This is a genomic window from Methylobacterium sp. Leaf466 (genome assembly GCF_001425565.1).
GTDB lineage: Bacteria > Pseudomonadota > Alphaproteobacteria > Rhizobiales > Beijerinckiaceae > Methylobacterium.
Map to the genome: position 1 here is coordinate 304,661 of NZ_LMRC01000031.1, position 16,759 is coordinate 321,419.

Sequence of the window (16,759 nt, forward strand, 5' to 3'; positions counted from 1 at the left end):
ACCGGCACGGCCTCCGTCGGCCGCTCGTGGATAACGGATCGCGAGGATGCGCTGGCGCGGTTCACACTTCGATAGGGTAACGACGCGTTAAGGAGGGCCCGGCGCGACCCTTTCGCGGCGGCAAGCCCGCTTGGAACACTTCGTCAAACCCCGATCCGCATCGTCGGCACCGTCCACGGTTCCGGGTTTCTTGCGATGTGCGTATTCTGCGGCCAGACCCACCCGACGGTCGCCTATGCCCTGGGATCGGGAAGCGGCACCACCGCCACCGCGTCGGAGGCGTCCGGCACGGCGACGTTCACGTCCGTGTCACGCACCGCCGACGTCGACGTCAACGGCCTGCTGTACGGCACGAAGTGGGCCGGGACCGCGCTCACGGTGTCGTTCCCCGACGTCTATGACGATTACGGGACCGGCTACTACGATCAGGGCGCGGCGAGCCGCATGGCCGTGCTGACGGCCGCGCAACAGACGGCCGCGCGGGCGGTGCTGGCCAACGTCGCCGCCGTCTCCAATCTCGCCCTCACGGAGATCGCCGAGACCGCGAGCGTCCACGCCAACATCCGGCTGGCGAACTCGGGCGCGCCCTCGACGTCCTACGCCTATCTGCCGGGGTCGAGCCTGTCGGGCGATGTCTTCTTCGGCAACATCGCCGGGAGCGTGCCGGTGGCGGGCACCTACGCCTACCACACCTACCTCCACGAGATCGGGCACGCCCTCGGCCTGAAGCACGGCCACGACACCGGTTCGTTCGGCGCGATCTCGCGCCCGATGGATGCGATGGAATACTCGGTGATGACCTATCGCTCCTACGTCGGCGCGCCCCTCACCGGCTATCGCAACGAGTCCATAGGCTACGCCCAATCGCTGATGATGCTCGACATCGCAGCCCTGCAGGCCCTCTACGGCGCCGACTACACCACCCAGGCCGGCGACACGGTCTACAGCTTCAGCGCCACCACGGGCGTCATGTCCATCGACGGGGTCGCCCAGGACGCGGTGGCCGGCAACCGCGTGTTCCGGACCATCTGGGACGGCGGCGGCAACGACACCTACGACTTCTCCAACTACACGACCCACCAGACGATCGACCTCGGCGCCGGGGCCGGCAGCACGATGTCGACCGCCCAGATCGCCTATCTCGGCGGCCCGTCCGCGCGCGCCAACCTCTACAACGCCCTCCTGTTCGCCGGGAACGTCGCGTCCCTCATCGAGAACGCCGTCGGCGGCGCGGGCAACGACCTCATCACCGGCAACCAGGCGGCCAACACCCTGTCAGGCGGCGCGGGCAACGACACCCTCGACGGCGGCATCGGCGACGACACCCTGATCGGCGGCGCCGGTGACGACACCTACCGGCTCGGCGACGCCGGTGACGTGGTGACGGAACTAGCCGGCGGCGGCACGGATACGGTGCTGGCCGCCTTCGGCCTCACCCTCGCGGACGACATCGAGAACGCCACCCTCACCGGCACGGCGGCGGTGAACGCCACCGGCAACGCCCTGGCCAACCTGCTCACCGGAAACGCCGCCGCCAACGTCCTCGACGGCGGCGCGGGCAACGACACCCTCGACGGCGGCGCCGGTGCCGACGCGCTCACCGGCGGGCTCGGCGACGATGTCTACGTCGTCGATTCCACGGGCGACACCGTGACGGAACTGGCCGGGGCGGGCATGGACACCGTGCGCGCCGGTATCGCCTACGTGCTGGGCCTCAACCTCGAAAACCTGGTGCTGACCGGCACCGCCTCCGTCGCCGGGACCGGCAACGGGCTCGCCAACGCGCTCACCGGCAACGCGGGCGCCAACGTCCTCGACGGGATCACCGGCGCCGACACCCTGGCGGGGGGCGCGGGCAACGACACCTACATCGTCGACGGCGACGACGTCGTCGTCGAGGGCGCCAGCGGCGGGACGGACACCGTCCGGTCCTCGGGAAGCCACGTCCTCGGCAGCGAGGTCGAGGTGCTGGTGCTCACCGGCACCGCCGCCATCGACGGCACCGGCAACGCCCTGGCCAACACGCTCACCGGCAACGCCGGCGCCAACGTCCTCGACGGCGGCATCGGGGCCGACCGCATGGCCGGAGGCGCGGGCGACGACACCTATCGCGTCGACGCCACCGGCGACGTGGTGACGGAACTGGCCAACGGCGGCACCGATACGGTGTCCGCCTCCGTCGGCTACGTCCTGCTCGCCAACCTCGAGAACCTCACCCTGACCGGCAACGCCGCCATCGACGCCACCGGCAACATGCTGGCCAACGTCCTCACCGGAAACGCCGCGGCCAACCGCCTCGACGGCGGCCTCGGAGCCGACACCATGGCCGGCGGGCTCGGCGACGACACCTACCGGGTCGACAACCTGGGCGACGTCGTCACGGAGGCGTCCAACGGCGGCACCGACCGGGTCGAGGCATCCGTCGGCCACACCCTCGGCGGCGACGTCGAGATCCTGACGCTCACCGGCACCGGCGCCATCTCAGGCACGGGCAACGGTCTCGCCAACCTCATCACCGGCAACGGCGCCGCCAACCTCGTCGACGGCGCGGCCGGCGACGACACCATGGCCGGCGGCCTCGGCAACGACACCTACCGCGTCGACAGCGCCGGCGACATCGTCATCGAGCTCACGGCGGGGGGGATCGACACCGTCGAAGCCGCCGCCAGCTACGTCCTGGGCGCACAGGTCGAGTACCTCGTGCTCACGGGCTCCGCCGCCATCGGCGGGACCGGAAACGCGCTGGCCAATCGCATCACCGGCAACGGTGCGGGCAACACGCTGACGGGCGATGCCGGCGACGACACCCTCGACGGCGGCGCCGGCGACGACGTCCTGGTCGGGGGGCTGGGCAACGACACCTATCGCATCGACAGCGCGAGCGACGTTGTCACCGAGGCGGCCGGTGGCGGCACCGATACGGTCGAGGCGGCGGCGACCTACACCCTCGGCGACGCAATCGAGGGCCTCGTCCTCGTCGGTGCCGCGGCCATCGCCGGCACCGGCAACGTCCTGGCCAACGCCATCGCCGGTAACACGGCGGCCAATCGCATCGACGGCGGCGCCGGTAACGACACCCTCGACGGCGGCGCCGGCGCCGATACGCTGGTCGGCGGGCTCGGCGACGACACCTTCAGGGTCGACGCGGCCGGCGACGTGGTCACCGAAGCCGCCGGCGAGGGCACCGACACGGTGATCGCGACGGTCGGATACATCCTGTCGGGCGAGGTGGAAGCCCTGACCCTGGCCGGGTCGGCGGCGATCAACGGCACCGGCAACGGGCTCGCCAACCTCATCACCGGCAACATCGGCGCCAACATCCTGGACGGCGGCGCCGGCAGCGATACCCTCGCGGGCGGGCTCGGCGACGACACCTACCGGATCGACACCGTGGCGGACGTGGTGATCGAGGCGGCGGCCGCGGGCACCGACACCGTACAGGCCTCCTTCGACGTCACGCTCGGGGCCAACCTCGAGAACCTGCAGCTTCTGGGCTCGGCCGCCGTCAACGGGACCGGCAACGCACTTGCCAACGCCATCACCGGCAACGCCGGGGCCAACCTCATCGACGGCGGCGCCGGCGCCGATCGCATGGCGGGAGGGCTCGGGGACGACGTCTACAGGGTCGACAACGCCGGCGACATCGTCACCGAGACGGCCTCGGGCGGAACCGACACGGTGCAGGCCGGCATTTCCGCGACCCTCTCCGCCTTCGTCGAGAACCTGACGCTCACCGGCAGCCTGGCGATTTCGGGAACCGGCAACACCCTCGCCAACCGTCTCGTCGGCAACGGAGCCGCCAATACCCTCGACGGGGCCTCGGGCGCCGACACCATGGTCGGTGGGGCGGGCAACGACATCTACCGGGTCGACTCCGCCCTCGACGTTACCACGGAACTCGCCGGCGAGGGCACCGACACGGTCCTGGCGTCGACCGGATACACCCTGGGCGACAACGTCGAGAACCTGACGCTCGGCGGCACCGCCGCCCTCTCGGGCACCGGCAACGCCCTGTCCAACCTCGTCACCGGCAACGCGGGCGCCAACCTCCTCGACGGCGGCGCGGGCGCCGATACCCTGGCCGGCGGGCTCGGCAACGACACCTACCGGGTCGACGATGCCGGGGACGTGGTCACCGAAATCGCCGGGGGCGGCACCGACACCGTCGAGACCCTGGTCAGCCTGACCCTCGCGGCACAGGTCGAGGCCCTGACCCTCGCCGGCAGCGCTGCGATCGACGGCACCGGAAACGCGCTCTCCAACCTCCTCATCGGCAACGATGCGGCCAACGTCCTCGACGGCGCGGGCGGCGACGACACCTTCGAGGGCGGCGCCGGGGCCGACACCCTGATCGGCGGGCTGGGCAACGACAGTTACCGCGTCGGTGCCGGCGACGTGATCACCGAGGCGGCGGGCGGAGGCATCGATACGGTCCTCTCGGCCATCACATGGACCCTCGCGAGCGAGATCGAGACCCTCACCCTCACCGGGACCGGCGCCGTCGACGGTACCGGCAATGCGCTCTCGAACCGCATCACCGGCAACGCAGCCGCCAACACCCTGGCGGGCGATGCCGGCAACGATACCCTCGACGGCGGAGCCGGTGCCGACACCCTGGTGGGCGGGCTGGGCGACGACACCTATCGCATCGTCGATAGCGGCGACGTCGTCACGGAACTGACGGGAGGTGGCATCGACACGGTCGAGGCGGCACTGAGCCTCGTGCTGGCCGACTTCGTCGAGAACCTGGTCCTGACCGGGGTCACGGCCCTCTCGGGCACCGGCAACGGCCTTGCCAACCGCCTCACCGGCAATGCCGGCGCCAACCTCATCGACGGAGGGGCGGGCGCGGACACCATGACCGGCGGCCTGGGCAACGACACCTACCGGGTCGACGACAGCGGCGACGTCGTCGTCGAACTCGCCGGCGGCGGCAGCGACCTCGTCGAAACCGGCCTGAGCCATACGCTGTCGGCGCAGGTGGAAAACCTCACCCTCACCGGCTTGGGCGCCATCGACGGCACCGGCAATGCGCTGGCCAACATCATCACCGGCAACGCAGCCACCAACGTCCTCGACGGCGGCGCCGGCAGCGACAGGATGGCCGGTGGGCTCGGCGACGACACCTATCTCGTCGACATGGCGGCCGACGCGGTGATCGAGGCGGCCGGCGGCGGAACCGACACCGTTCGGTCCTCCGCCAGCGTCACCCTGGCCCTCAACGTGGAGAACCTCACCCTGGTCGGCACCGCCGCCATCGCCGGAACCGGAAACGCGCTGGCCAACGTCATCCTCGGCAATGGGGCCGCCAATAGCCTCGACGGCGGCCTCGGAGCCGATTCGATGGCCGGCGGCCTCGGCAACGACACCTACCGGGTCGACAACGCCGGGGACGTGGTCACCGAAGCGGCGGCATCGGGCACCGATACGGTCCTGACGGCGTCCAGCTACACGCTGACCGACCACGTCGAGGCGTTGACGCTCACCGGAAGCCTGGCGGCCGATGCCACCGGCAACGGGCTCGCCAATGTCATCACCGGCAACGGCGCCGCCAACGTCCTCGACGGCGGCGCGGGCGCCGACACGATGGTCGGCGGAGCCGGCAACGACACCTATGTCCTCGATTCGCTGTCGGACGTGGTCAGTGAAGGCGCCAGCGCCGGAACCGATAGCGTCCGCAGCGCCGTCACCCATACCCTCGGGGCGAACGTCGAGAACCTCACCCTGCTCGGGAGCGCCGACATCGACGGCACCGGCAACGCCCTCGCCAACCGGATCCTCGGCAACGACGCGGTCAACGCTCTGTCGGGAGCGGCCGGCGACGACGTCCTGCGGGGGGCCGGCGGAGACGACCGTCTCACCGGCGGGCTGGGCCGGGACATCTTCACCTACGACGCCTTCGACTTCGGAGCCGACACCATCCTCGACTTCCTCTCAGGGACCGACCGGATCGACCTGCGCGGGTCCGGCATCGATGCCGTCGCGGATGTCTCGTTCGCGGCCTCCGGCGGCGACCTCCTGATCTCGTTCGCGGGGGTCGACGACACGATCACGCTGGCCGGCCTCTCGTCGCTGCAACTCGCCGCGTCGGACCTCCTGTTCGCATGAGGATCCGCCTCGCCCCGATCGCCCTGCGGCGGCGGGGTCGACGCGAGGGCGCGTCATCGCCTCCCGATGCAGGAGATGGGCGAACCGATACCGGGCGGTATTTCCCGATCGATCGTTTCGACGCATGATGTCGTCATGGCCGGCGGCAAGGTCGAAGCGTCATGAAACAGGTCATGCTGGCGACCCTGGGTTGCCTTTTGTCGGCGTTGTCCTGCTTTGGCGCCGACGGTTACTCGTTCTCGACCTACCTGTCCGACCGCGGCGGTTGCAACGCCCAGCGGCAGATCCTCGACGGGCGCCTGAAGGAACTCCGGCTCGACGTCGCCTCGTCCCAGAAGGCCGGTCGCAGTGCGAGCGTCGACCTGTTCGGGAAGCCGGCGGCGGACTGGTCGGAGGCCGACATCCGCGAGGTCCTGGCGGCCTACGGCTACTGCGAGGAACAACTCTTCCTGCGCAATGTCGAAGGGACCACGCACCGTAAGAATCGGGAATCGATGCGCAGGGACTACGAGGTACTGATCGCGCGCGGCGCGGCGCGGATCGAGGAGAGCCTGCGGGAGATCATCGCCGCCGGCCGCAGCGAGGCCGCCAAGACCGGCGCCCAGGCGACGGGCCAGCGCCGACCGAACCGCGACGGTCCTCCGGGCGATCGCTGGAACCGCGACGGGGTCCGGCCCTCAGCCGCCGCCGAGGGCGAGCCGGGCGAACGGTTGCCGGACCCGACGACCGACCTCAGCGAGGCGGAACGGACGAGGCAGTCCGAGATCCGGGCCGGTCTCCTGCAGGATGCCCGCCGCACCGCCCTCGAACGGGAGCGCGACCGCCTGCGCGCGCAGATCCCGCCCTCCGACCGGCCCGTGCCCGCTGGTCCCATCGCATCCGCACCGGAGAAGACCGCCGACGCCTTCGCCTTCGCGCCCCGGCCGATCGTCGACCGAACCCAATGCGCGGTGACGCGGGAGGGCTTCGACCAGGTCCAGCGCGGGATGCCGCTCGAACGCGTCGAGGCGGTGATCGGGTGCCGGGGGACGCTGACCACCACCACGATGTCGGCCGACCTCGGCAAGGTCGAGGTGATGCTCTGGGACGACCGCCGTACCAGCGGCGCCATCACGGTTCAGTTCCTCAACAACGTGGTCTTCGCGAAGAGCCAGGTCGGGCTGAACTGACGGGACCCGCGACTGCGCGGCTAGGCTCTCCTCACTCCGCCGCCGGCCTCGCCGCGCGCAGAGCCTGCGCCGCCCGGCCTCGCGCGATGTCGCCGTGGGCATCGGTGAACTGGAGCGCGGCGAGCTGTGCGTAGAGGGCGCCCTCGGCCAGCAGGCTGTCGTGGGTGCCCGATTCGACGATGCGGCCGCCGTCGAGGACGAGGATGCGGTCCGCCGAGCGGATCGTGGCGAGGCGGTGAGCGATGACGATGGTGGTGCGCCCGCGCATCAGCGTGTCGAGGGCGCTCTGCACCGCGCGCTCGCTTTCCGCGTCCAGGGCCGAGGTCGCCTCGTCGAGGAGCAGGATCGGCGCATCCTTCAGGATCGCGCGGGCGATGGCGACGCGCTGGCGCTGGCCGCCCGAGAGCGTGACGCCGCGCTCGCCCACCACGGTGTGGTAGCCCTGCGGCAGGGCCTGGACGAAGCCGTCGGCATGGGCGAGTTCGGCCGCCCGCCGGACGTCGGCCTCGGTGGCGCTCGGCCGGCCGTAGGCGATGTTCTCGAACACCGTGCCGGAGAACACCGTCGGGTCCTGCGGCACCAGGGACAGGCGCTGGCGCAGGGCGTCCGGATCGGCCTTCGCGATGTCGACGCCGTCGATGCGCACGCAGCCCGAGACCGGATCGTAGAACCGCAGGATGAGCTGCAGGACCGTGGTCTTGCCGGCGCCCGAGGGGCCGACGAGGGCGACCCGCTCGCCGCGGGACACGGAAAAGTCGATCCCGTCGAGAGCCGCGTGCTCGGGCCGGGTCGGATAGGAGAAGCGCACCGCCTCGAAGGCGAGTTCGCCGCGCGAGGGCGACGGCATCGCGACGGGGGCGTCGGGCGCGCGGATCACCGGCTCGGCGGCCAGGATCTCGCCCAGCCGCTCGGCCGCACCGGCCGCCTGGGCGAGTTCCCCGTAGACCTCGGAGAGCTGGCCGAGGGCACTGGCACCGAAGACGGCGTAGAGCACGAACTGCGAGAGCTGGCCGGCGGTCATGGTGCCCGCCAGCACCCCTTGCGCGCCGTACCACATCACCCCGACGACGCTCGACGAGATGAGGAAGATCGCCACCCCCGTCAGGAGCGAGCGCGCCCGCACCGAATCGCGGGCGGCCCCGTAGGCGTTCTCGGAGGCCTGCGCGAAGCGGCCGGCCGTGGTCCGGCCCATGCCGAAGGCCTGCATCGTCCGGATCGAGCCCACCGCCTCGGAGGCGTAGGCCGAGGCCTCGGCGAGGCGGTCCTGCGCGGCCCGCGAGCGGCGCCGCACCCCGCGCCCCGACAGGATCAGAGGAAACACGATGAGCGGGATCGCCACGAGCACGAGGACCGACAATCGCGGGCTGGTGATCACCATCATGACGACGGCGCCCACGAACAGGAAGGCGTTGCGCAGGAGGATCGAGATCGAGATCCCGAACACCGACTTGACCTGCGTCGCGTCCGCGGTCAGCCGCGAGATGATCTCGCCCGATTGCGACCGGTCGAAGAAGGCCGGGTCCAGCACCGTCAGGCGGCGGAAGACGGCGCTGCGCAGATCGGCCACCACACGCTCCCCGAGCGTCACCACCGTGTAGTAGCGGGCGGCACTCGACAGCGCTAGCACGGCCACGACGCCTAGGAGGCCGGCGAAATAGGCGTCGATGACGGGCGCGTTCTCCGCCGAGAAGCCGTGGTCGATCACCCGGCGCATGGCGATGGGCACCACCAGGGTGGCACCGGAGGCGACGAGGAGCGCCAGGAACGCCGCCACGATCCGGCCGCGGTAGACCGCCGCGAACGGAACGAGCGGCTTCAACGACCCCAGGGGCGCCTTCGAACGATTGTCCTGGCCGGAGGTCTGGCCGGAGCTGCGGTCGGATTTACGGGCCATCATGCCTCTGGAGGATCCACGGATATGACATGGGACGGGCGCGGAACACCGAAATCCCGCCGTCCCGGCCGAGCGGACACGGATGGCCGCTTGTTCGTTCCGGAGCGGTGAGGTATAGGCGCGGCTTCATCCGATTGCGCGTGATCTATGGCCGCGGGCCGCCAGGCGGGCCGGTCGGCGTGGCTATTGAAGGACTTCGTCATGGCAAAGAGTGCGGCCGACAAGGCCAAGGGTACCGAGCATCCCGACTACCACTTCATCAAGGTCGTGATGACCGATGGGTCGGACTACATGACCCGGTCGACCTACGGCAAGGAGGGCGACACCCTCAACCTCGACATCGATCCCAACACGCACCCGGCCTGGACCGGCGGCGAGCAGAAGATGCTCGATCGCGGCGGTCGCGTCTCGCGCTTCAACTCGCGCTTCGGCAGCCTCTCGTTCGGCAAGAAGTAAGGCCTTTCCCGCTCCTGCGGGACCGGCGGCGAAAACAGGCGGTGCCCGACACGGGGCACCGCCTGTTTTCGTTCGGCCGCCAAGTCAGTGCGCGGTGTTGAAGGTCGTGCGCAGGAGGTCGTGCTGGGCCGCCACCGGGCTGATGCGGGCGACCGGCGTCGGGCGGTCGTCGCAGATCAGCGCGTCGAGGTGCAGGACGCGGGCATGCAGGCGGCGCGTGCGCACGATGAGGTCCTGCAGGCGCGTCGGCAGCAGCGTCCCGGCATCGGCCCGCGGCAGGTCGGGCGTGGTCAGCCGCACGCGGGTCTTTTCCTGCATCGCCTGGGAGGCGCTGATCTCGCCCTCGGCCACGGCACGCTGCACGAGGAGCCAGGAGGCGATCTGCATCAGGCGGGTGGTGAGGCGCATGCTCTCGCTGGCGTAGGCGAGGGTGCCGTCCCGCGACAGCAGGCGCGATTCCTCGCGGCCCTGCCCGTCGAGATAGGCCGCCGCTTCCTCGACGATGGCCATGCCCTCGCGGAACAGCCCCTTGAACGCCTCGGAGGCCAGGTAGGTCGTCCCGAAATCGACCCAGTCCCGCTCGTCCCGGAAGGTGACGTCGAACCCGTTCATGGTGCCCCCTGTGCCAAGGCCGGATCGTTGCCGTTCCGAAATGGAACGCGACCCCTGCCGCTGCAGCCCATGTGGCAAACCTAGCGCCGAACGCGCCCCGGCGCGTCGCTAACCGTGTGTTAACGTTAAGGGACAGGGCGGGCGCCGGACAAAAAAATGCCGCCTCGGGTGGGCGGCATGTGTCGAGTCGTCAGGAGGCATCGCGCGAGCGGACCGGAAACCCCGTTCCACATCCAGAACCCTGGACCTCCTGACCCTGCCACCGGCATGGTTAACCGAGGGTTAAGGCCCGGCCCGCGCGCTCGCCCGAAGGTTCCTGCGAGGGGTCCGCCGCCGGGGAAACGGAATTGACTTGAGCCCCCCCTTCCGCCATAAGCCGCGCCATCGCGACGCCGCGCCCCTTGTGGGCGCCCTTCGCGCTTGCAGACACATTCTTGGAGCGAGCCTCAGGATGTCGCGCGTGACCTTCCGGGTCCGCCGTCCCGGCTCTGTTCCGTCGGAGATCGCGCGATGAAAAGAACCTACCAGCCCAGCAAGCTCGTGCGGAAGCGTCGTCACGGCTTTCGTGCGCGCATGGCCACCGCCGGCGGCCGCAAGGTCATTGCCGCGCGCCGCGCTCACGGCCGCAAGAAGCTTTCGGCCTGATCGACCGGTCGCGCCGTTGGACGACGGCGCATCGGCAGGATGATCAGCGTCCAGGATCGGCGGCTCGGGCTTGACCGGGCCGGAGCGTGTGCGGCCGAGGTCGAGCGAACCGTGTCGACGATCGAACGCCTGAAGAAGCGCTCCGATTTTCTCTCCGCTGCCGGCGGGCGCAGGTTTCATACCGACCGCATGACGGCAAAGGGGATCCTGCGACCCAACCCCGATCCCGCCGGTCTGAGAATCGGCTTCACCGTCACCAAGCGGGTCGGACACGCCACCGAGCGCAATCGCATCAAGCGACGCCTGCGCAGCGTGGTGGAGCAGGCTGCGCGCGACCTGCCGGACGTTGCCGCCGACGTGGTCCTCGTGGCCCGCCGTCCGAGCCTGCACGCCCCCTTCGGTGTCCTCGTCGACGAACTGCGCCGCGCTGTAGGCGCCGTGACGAAACCGCGGTCCTCAATCCAGCCCGACACCGGCTCGGCCCGCCCTTCCCGGAGCGGATCCCGATCGCGCGGCCGGCCCACGGGCACCGCCCCATCCGATCTTTCGGCAAAGCCGGTCGATTCCTCGCCGCTGCCGCCCTCCCCTCCCGCCAACCTGTGTGACGGATCGACCGATGGGTAATGACAAGACGAACATGATCGTCGCGATCGCCCTGTCGCTGGCGGTCCTGCTCGGTTGGAACTACTTCATCGCCGCGCCGCGAGTGGAGCAGCAGCGCCAGGCGGCGCTGCTCGAGAAGGCGGCCCAGGGTCAGGCCGCGACCGGACAGGCCGGCGTCGACGGTGTCCCGACTCCGAGTCCCAAGGAGGGCCAGCCCTCTTCGCCGATCCCCGGCACCCTCGGCAGCCCGACACAGACGGTCGAATCGCGCGAGGCCGCCCTGGCGCGCTCGCCGCGCGTGCGCATCGAGACGCCGGCCCTGTCCGGCTCGGTGTCGCTCAAGGGCGGCCGCATCGACGACGTCCTGCTCAAGGGCTACCACGAGACCGTCGACGACAAGAGCCCGCGCATCGTGCTGCTGTCGCCCACCGGCAGCGCCAACCCCTATTTCGCCGAGTTCGGCTGGGTCGGCCAGAATGCCGGTCCTCTGCCCACCGGCGAGACCGTCTGGACCGCCGACGGCACCGTGCTGTCGCCCGGCACGCCCCTGACCCTGACCTTCGACAACGGCGCCGGCCTCGTCTTCAAGCGGGTCCTGACCGTCGACGACAAGTTCATGTTCACGGTGCGCGACGAGGTCGAGAACAAGAGCGCCAACCCGGTCACGCTCTACCCCTACAGCCTCGTCTCCCGTTGGGGAAAGCCGCAGACGCAGGGGTTCTACGTCCTGCACGAAGGCATGATCGGCGTGCTCGGCGGCGAAGGACTGCAGGAATACACCTACGACCACGTCGCCAAGGAGCCGCCCTACGGCAACGGCGGCACCAAGGGTAAGGCCTGGGCCAACGTGACGGGCGGCTTCGTCGGCATCACCGACAAGTATTGGGCCGCCGCCGCCATCCCCGATCAGGCCGAGGCCTACACCGGCGCCTTCACCGAGCGCACCGACGGAGCCACCAAGGTCTACCAGGCCAGCGTGCGCGGCGACGGCCGCACCATCGCACCGGGCGCGTCTCTGGGCGCGACCCAGCGCCTGTTCGCCGGCGCCAAGGAAGTCAACGCGATCACCACCTACGAGAAGGATCTCGGCATCAAGCAGTTCGATCTGATGATCGACTGGGGCTGGTTCCACTTCATCACCAAGCCGATGTTCCGGGCTCTGGACTTCTTCTTCCATCTGTTCGGCAACTTCGGCGTCTCGATCCTGGTCGTGACGCTCCTGCTCAAGATCCTGTTCCTGCCCATCGCCAACAAGTCGTACAAGTCCATGGCCAAGATGAAGGCCGTGCAGCCCGAGATGCTCTCCATCCGCGAGCGCTACGGCGACGACAAGATGAAGCAGCAACAGGCGATGATGGAGCTGTACAAGAAGGAGAAGATCAACCCGGTCGCCGGCTGCTGGCCGGTGCTGATCCAGATCCCGGTGTTCTTCGCGCTCTACAAGGTCTTGTTCATCACCATCGAGATGCGGCACGCGCCGTTCTTCGGCTGGATTCAGGACCTGGCCGCGCCCGATCCGACGAGCCTTCTCAACCTCTTCGGCCTGCTGCCTTACGCGGCACCGGACTTCGTCCACCTCGGCATCTGGCCCATCATCATGGGCATCACGATGTTCATCCAGATGAAGATGAACCCCGCGCCGCCGGACCCGGTGCAGGCGCAGATCTTCACCTTCATGCCGATCGTGTTCACCTTCATGCTCGGCTCTTTCCCCGCCGGCCTGGTGATCTACTGGGCCTGGAACAACACCCTCTCGGTGATCCAGCAGTACGTCATCATGCGCCAGAACGGGGTGAAGGTGGAGCTGTGGGACAACTTGAGCGGGATGGTGAAGAAGAAGCCCGCCGACAAGGTCCCGACCGTCAAGAGCTGACCTTTCCGGTCGATGGAGGGGGCGAGCCTCATCCATCCACCTGCCGGAGCCGCACCATGTCCCAAGAGAACGACGATGCGGCCCTCCTGGAATCGGGCCGCCTGCTGTTCGCAGGCGTGGCCGACTTCCTGTCCTCGGCGCCGACCGTCGCGGCGCTGCCGCCGATGAAGGGCGTCGAGATCGCCTTCGCCGGGCGATCGAACGTCGGCAAGTCGAGCCTCGTCAATGCGCTGACAGGCCGCAACACCCTGGCGCGGACCTCGCACACGCCCGGCCGCACCCAGCAGCTCAACTTCTTCGACATCGGCGGACGGCTCACCCTCGTCGACATGCCCGGCTACGGCTACGCCAAGGTCGAGAAGGCCAAGGTCGAGGCCTGGACCGACCTGATCCACGACTACCTCAAGGGCCGGGCCAACCTCGCCCGCGTCTTCATGCTGATCGATTCGCGCCACGGGCTGAAGAGCATCGACACCGACGTGCTCGACGGCCTCGACAAGGCCGCGGTGAGCTACCAGATCGTCCTGACCAAGGGCGACGCCCTCAGGAAATCCGAGATCGCGGCACGGATCGCGGGCGTGCAAGAGGCGCTGTCGAAGCGCCCGGCCGCCTACCCCGAGATCCTGATCACCTCGAGCCGCGACGACAGCGGCGTGCCGGAGCTGCGCGCCAGCGTGGCCCGCCTGCTCGCGGAGCGCGGCGCATGAGGCTCGCGCTGCCGGACCGCATTCTGCTGGCACTCGGTGCGCTGGCGGGGCTGCTCGGGGTCGTCGCCAGCGCGGCGGCGGCCCATTCGGGTGGCGCGGAATCCCTCAAGACGGCGGCGCAGTTCCTGCTGTTCCATGCGCCCGTCGTGATCGGGCTCGTGGCGCTGAGCCAGAGCGGGGCCACCCATCGGCTCGTCACACGCTCGGCGGCCGTCGCCGTCGTGCTCGGGCTCGCGCTGTTCTGTGGCGATCTCGCCCTGCGTGCGCTCTACGGGACCCCGCTGTTTGCGATGGCGGCGCCGACGGGTGGTCTCGTCCTGATGGCCGGCTGGGGACTCGCCGCCGTGGCGGCTTTCGTCCCCGCCGGCCCCCGGGCGGGAAGACCCTGAGGACACTGCCCGGGCCGCCATTCTACTTGATCAGCGGTGGCAGTTGCGGACTCGCGCCGTCCGGCAGGGCCGTCTGCGCCGTGTTCATCGTCATGGCGAGCAAGGTGTAATAGCCGTTGATGCCGGCCATCTCGATCGCGCCCTGCTCCCCGAACGCGGCGACCACGCGCTTGTAGGTAGCGTCGCTCACCGCCTTGTTGTGGTGCAGTTCCGTCGAGAAGGCATAGGTAAGCGCTTCCTCCTCGCCCATGGCGTCGGGCCGGCGCCCTTCCTGGATCGCGGTGACGATGGCGGGGTCGAGACCGGCCTTGAGGGCAATCGGCTGGTGAATGTGCCATTCGAGTTGCTGGGTCCACTCCCGCGCCGTGATGAGGATCACCATTTCGCTCAGGCGCAACGGGAGGACGCTGCGATAGCGCAGGTGCAGGCCCATGTTGCTGGCGTTGGTCATCAGCTCCGGGCTGCGCAGCAGCGGTACGAACGGGCCGAAGACCGGCACCTTTCGCGCGCTCAGGAAGGCGTCGGACGCCTTCCTCTGCGCCTCCGTCTGTCGATCGGCCAGAATCTCGGGCAGGCGATCCTCAGCCATGACGCCCCCCGCTCCGGTCAGGAGCATGACGCCCGCGAGCAGCATTCTGGAGACCATGTCCGGTGACCTTTCGGCGTGGCTGACGGGGTTCGATGCGGCGATCGGGGGCTACGGCATCACCGGCGGGTGATAGGTCAGCGTGAAGGCCAGCGCCCAGAGCAGGAACAGCACCACCGGCAGGTGGACGAGGAGCTGCAGGAAGCTGAAGCCGACGATATCGCGGGCCTTGAGGCCGAGGATGCCGAGAAGCGGCAGCATCCAGAACGGGTTGATGAGGTTGGGCAGGGCTTCGGCCGCGTTGTAGACCATCACCGCCCAGCCGAGGTGCACCTGAAGCTCGTTGGCCGCCTGCATCACGTAGGGCGCTTCCAAGAGCCACTTGCCGCCGCCCGACGGCACGAAGAAGCCGAGCACCGCCGAGTAGACGCCCATGGAGATCGGGAAGCTGCCGGTGGTGTTCAGGCTCACGAAGGCATGCGTGATCACGTCCGACACCGAGGTGCCGGCGGCGTTCTTGGCCCCGGTCAGCATGGCGCTGATGGCGGCGTAGAGCGGGAACTGGATCAGGATGCCGGCGGTGGCCGGGACCGATTTGGCGACCGCACGCAGGAAGCGGATCGGCCGCCAGTGCAGCAGCAGGCCGAGGGTGATGAAGATCAGGTTGTAGGTGTTCAGGTTCGAGATCGCGGTGATCCAGGATTGGCGCGCGAACTCCTGCCAGATCCAGCCCGCCGCCAGGATCACGAGCAGGATGTTGAGGATCGGCCAATGCTCCAGTCGTTCGCCGGGCTGGGAGGGGGCCTCTATCGTCTCTTCCTCGCGGGCGACGTCGATTCCCAGGTCCTGCGCGGTCACGGCGGTGTCACGGCCCGGCGCCGAGGCGATGGCGATCACCACCGAGATCACGAACAGGATCGCGGCCACCAGCATCGACTGCCACAAGAAGATGGTCTCGCTGAAGGGAATCACGCCGGTGATCGGCAGCAGGGACTTCGGCAGGCTGGCCGGGTTGGCCTGGAGCTGCGCGGCCGACGAACTGAGGCCCATGGCCCAGGTCGCCCCGAGGCCGAGGTAGGCCGCCGCCCCGGCGGCGCGGTAGTCCATCCGCAGTTCGGTGCGCCGGGCCAGCGCCCGGGCCAGCAGGCCGCCGAAGATCAGGCTCAGGCCCCAGCTCAGGAACGACGACAGCATGGTCGCAGCCGCCACGAAGCCTACGGCGGCGGTACCGCTGTTGGGCACGCGGGCGAGGCGGTCGATCAACCTCTGCACCGGCGGCGCGGTGGCCACGACGTAGCCGCCGATGGTCACGAAGGCCATCTGCATGGTGAAGGGGATCAGGCTCCAGAAGCCGTCGCCGAAGCTCTTGGCGATCGCCATGGGCGGGGCGCCGTTGGCCACCGCTCCCAGCGCGACGATCACCACCGCGATCGCCACGAAGACGAAGGCATCGGGAAACCAGCGCTCGGCCCAGGCGGTGAATCGGATGCCGAGTTGGGCGAGGGCACCGTCGGTGGCCGCACCTGCGGCGGTCCGCTTCGGGTCTGGCGATGGCATGGGCGGCCCCTCGTGTCGTGCCGGTCACACGCTGCCGACGACGCGCCGGTGTCGCAAAAACGAGGGGCGGGCTCAACCCATGCTGGCGAATCGGTCCCGTCAAACGGACACAATCGTCATGGATCGCAGGACATGGATCGCAGGACAAAGAAGGCCGCCG

At 69.4% G+C, this 16,759-nt stretch carries 12 protein-coding genes; 8 read left to right on the forward strand and 4 right to left on the reverse strand.

Annotation, left to right across the window (positions count from 1 at the left end):
- The first annotated feature begins 195 nt into the window (after positions 1-195).
- Positions 196-6,108 carry a M10 family metallopeptidase C-terminal domain-containing protein gene (locus tag ASG59_RS21450; RefSeq protein WP_056409243.1) on the forward strand — a complete coding sequence of 1,971 codons (5,913 nt, stop codon included), beginning with the start codon at positions 196-198 and terminating at the stop codon, positions 6,106-6,108.
- A 161-nt stretch (positions 6,109-6,269) separates the two neighbouring features.
- Positions 6,270-7,277 carry a hypothetical protein gene (locus ASG59_RS12890; RefSeq protein WP_056409245.1) on the forward strand — a complete coding sequence of 336 codons (1,008 nt, stop codon included), beginning with the start codon at positions 6,270-6,272 and terminating at the stop codon, positions 7,275-7,277.
- A 31-nt stretch (positions 7,278-7,308) separates the two neighbouring features.
- Here the strand turns inward: ASG59_RS12890 and ASG59_RS12895 are convergent, their stop codons facing one another.
- Positions 7,309-9,171, reverse strand: a complete 1,863-nt coding sequence (locus tag ASG59_RS12895; RefSeq protein WP_056409385.1) for an ABC transporter transmembrane domain-containing protein — start codon at positions 9,169-9,171, stop codon at positions 7,309-7,311.
- A 201-nt stretch (positions 9,172-9,372) separates the two neighbouring features.
- On the opposite strand from ASG59_RS12895, the gene rpmE reads away from it, so the two are divergent.
- Positions 9,373-9,627, forward strand: coding sequence for a 50S ribosomal protein L31 (gene rpmE / locus ASG59_RS12900; protein WP_055888117.1), 255 nt, complete (start codon positions 9,373-9,375; stop codon positions 9,625-9,627).
- Positions 9,628-9,711: 84 nt separating this feature from the next.
- On the opposite strand, the gene ASG59_RS12905 is transcribed toward rpmE, so the two are convergent.
- A complete protein-coding gene (locus tag ASG59_RS12905; RefSeq protein ID WP_055888008.1) occupies positions 9,712-10,239 on the reverse strand; it encodes a DUF1465 family protein in 528 nt (175 codons plus the stop codon).
- Positions 10,240-10,749: 510 nt separating this feature from the next.
- On the opposite strand from ASG59_RS12905, the gene rpmH reads away from it, so the two are divergent.
- Genes rpmH through ASG59_RS12930 form a run of 5 tightly spaced genes read left to right on the forward strand, consistent with a single transcriptional unit; the run spans position 10,750 to position 14,456 of the window.
- Entirely contained in the window at positions 10,750-10,884 is a 135-nt protein-coding gene (gene rpmH, locus ASG59_RS12910; RefSeq protein WP_055947927.1) for a 50S ribosomal protein L34, read from the forward strand.
- 39 nt (positions 10,885-10,923) lie between these two features.
- Positions 10,924-11,508: a ribonuclease P protein component gene (rnpA, locus tag ASG59_RS12915; RefSeq protein ID WP_244475702.1), complete on the forward strand. Its 585-nt coding sequence runs from the start codon at positions 10,924-10,926 to the stop codon at positions 11,506-11,508.
- Positions 11,501-13,360: a membrane protein insertase YidC gene (yidC, locus tag ASG59_RS12920; protein ID WP_055888005.1), complete on the forward strand. Its 1,860-nt coding sequence runs from the start codon at positions 11,501-11,503 to the stop codon at positions 13,358-13,360. The genes rnpA and yidC overlap by 8 nt, the downstream gene beginning before the upstream one ends.
- 56 nt (positions 13,361-13,416) lie before the next feature.
- Positions 13,417-14,067 carry a ribosome biogenesis GTP-binding protein YihA/YsxC gene (gene yihA, locus ASG59_RS12925; RefSeq protein WP_055888002.1) on the forward strand — a complete coding sequence of 217 codons (651 nt, stop codon included), beginning with the start codon at positions 13,417-13,419 and terminating at the stop codon, positions 14,065-14,067.
- Positions 14,064-14,456 (forward strand): DUF423 domain-containing protein, encoded by a 393-nt coding sequence (locus tag ASG59_RS12930; protein WP_055887999.1) that lies wholly within the window; start codon positions 14,064-14,066, stop codon positions 14,454-14,456. Before yihA ends, ASG59_RS12930 begins: the two co-directional genes overlap by 4 nt.
- Positions 14,457-14,478: 22 nt before the next feature.
- On the opposite strand, the gene ASG59_RS12935 is transcribed toward ASG59_RS12930, so the two are convergent.
- Together ASG59_RS12935 and ASG59_RS12940 are read right to left on the reverse strand one after the other, a co-directional pair.
- The gene (locus tag ASG59_RS12935) at positions 14,479-15,090 is read right to left on the reverse strand and encodes a hypothetical protein (RefSeq protein WP_055887997.1); all 612 of its coding nucleotides are present in this window, start codon (positions 15,088-15,090) and stop codon (positions 14,479-14,481) included.
- Positions 15,091-15,153: 63 nt separating this feature from the next.
- Positions 15,154-16,599: a TIGR00366 family protein gene (locus ASG59_RS12940; RefSeq protein WP_055887995.1), complete on the reverse strand. Its 1,446-nt coding sequence runs from the start codon at positions 16,597-16,599 to the stop codon at positions 15,154-15,156.
- Between the last annotated feature and the right edge of the window lie 160 nt (positions 16,600-16,759).

What these genes read in the sequence shown, in the direction of transcription:
- ASG59_RS21450 (WP_056409243.1), top strand. Translation starts at nt 196, where the DNA reads ATGTGCGTATTCTGCGGCCAGACCCACCCGACGGTCGCCTATGCCCTG.
- ASG59_RS12890 (WP_056409245.1), top strand. Translation starts at nt 6,270, where the DNA reads ATGAAACAGGTCATGCTGGCGACCCTGGGTTGCCTTTTGTCGGCGTTG.
- ASG59_RS12895 (WP_056409385.1), bottom strand. Translation starts at nt 9,171, where the DNA reads ATGGCCCGTAAATCCGACCGCAGCTCCGGCCAGACCTCCGGCCAGGAC.
- rpmE (WP_055888117.1), top strand. Translation starts at nt 9,373, where the DNA reads ATGGCAAAGAGTGCGGCCGACAAGGCCAAGGGTACCGAGCATCCCGAC.
- ASG59_RS12905 (WP_055888008.1), bottom strand. Translation starts at nt 10,239, where the DNA reads ATGAACGGGTTCGACGTCACCTTCCGGGACGAGCGGGACTGGGTCGAT.
- rpmH (WP_055947927.1), top strand. Translation starts at nt 10,750, where the DNA reads ATGAAAAGAACCTACCAGCCCAGCAAGCTCGTGCGGAAGCGTCGTCAC.
- rnpA (WP_244475702.1), top strand. Translation starts at nt 10,924, where the DNA reads ATGATCAGCGTCCAGGATCGGCGGCTCGGGCTTGACCGGGCCGGAGCG.
- yidC (WP_055888005.1), top strand. Translation starts at nt 11,501, where the DNA reads ATGGGTAATGACAAGACGAACATGATCGTCGCGATCGCCCTGTCGCTG.
- yihA (WP_055888002.1), top strand. Translation starts at nt 13,417, where the DNA reads ATGTCCCAAGAGAACGACGATGCGGCCCTCCTGGAATCGGGCCGCCTG.
- ASG59_RS12930 (WP_055887999.1), top strand. Translation starts at nt 14,064, where the DNA reads ATGAGGCTCGCGCTGCCGGACCGCATTCTGCTGGCACTCGGTGCGCTG.
- ASG59_RS12935 (WP_055887997.1), bottom strand. Translation starts at nt 15,090, where the DNA reads ATGCTGCTCGCGGGCGTCATGCTCCTGACCGGAGCGGGGGGCGTCATG.
- ASG59_RS12940 (WP_055887995.1), bottom strand. Translation starts at nt 16,599, where the DNA reads ATGCCATCGCCAGACCCGAAGCGGACCGCCGCAGGTGCGGCCACCGAC.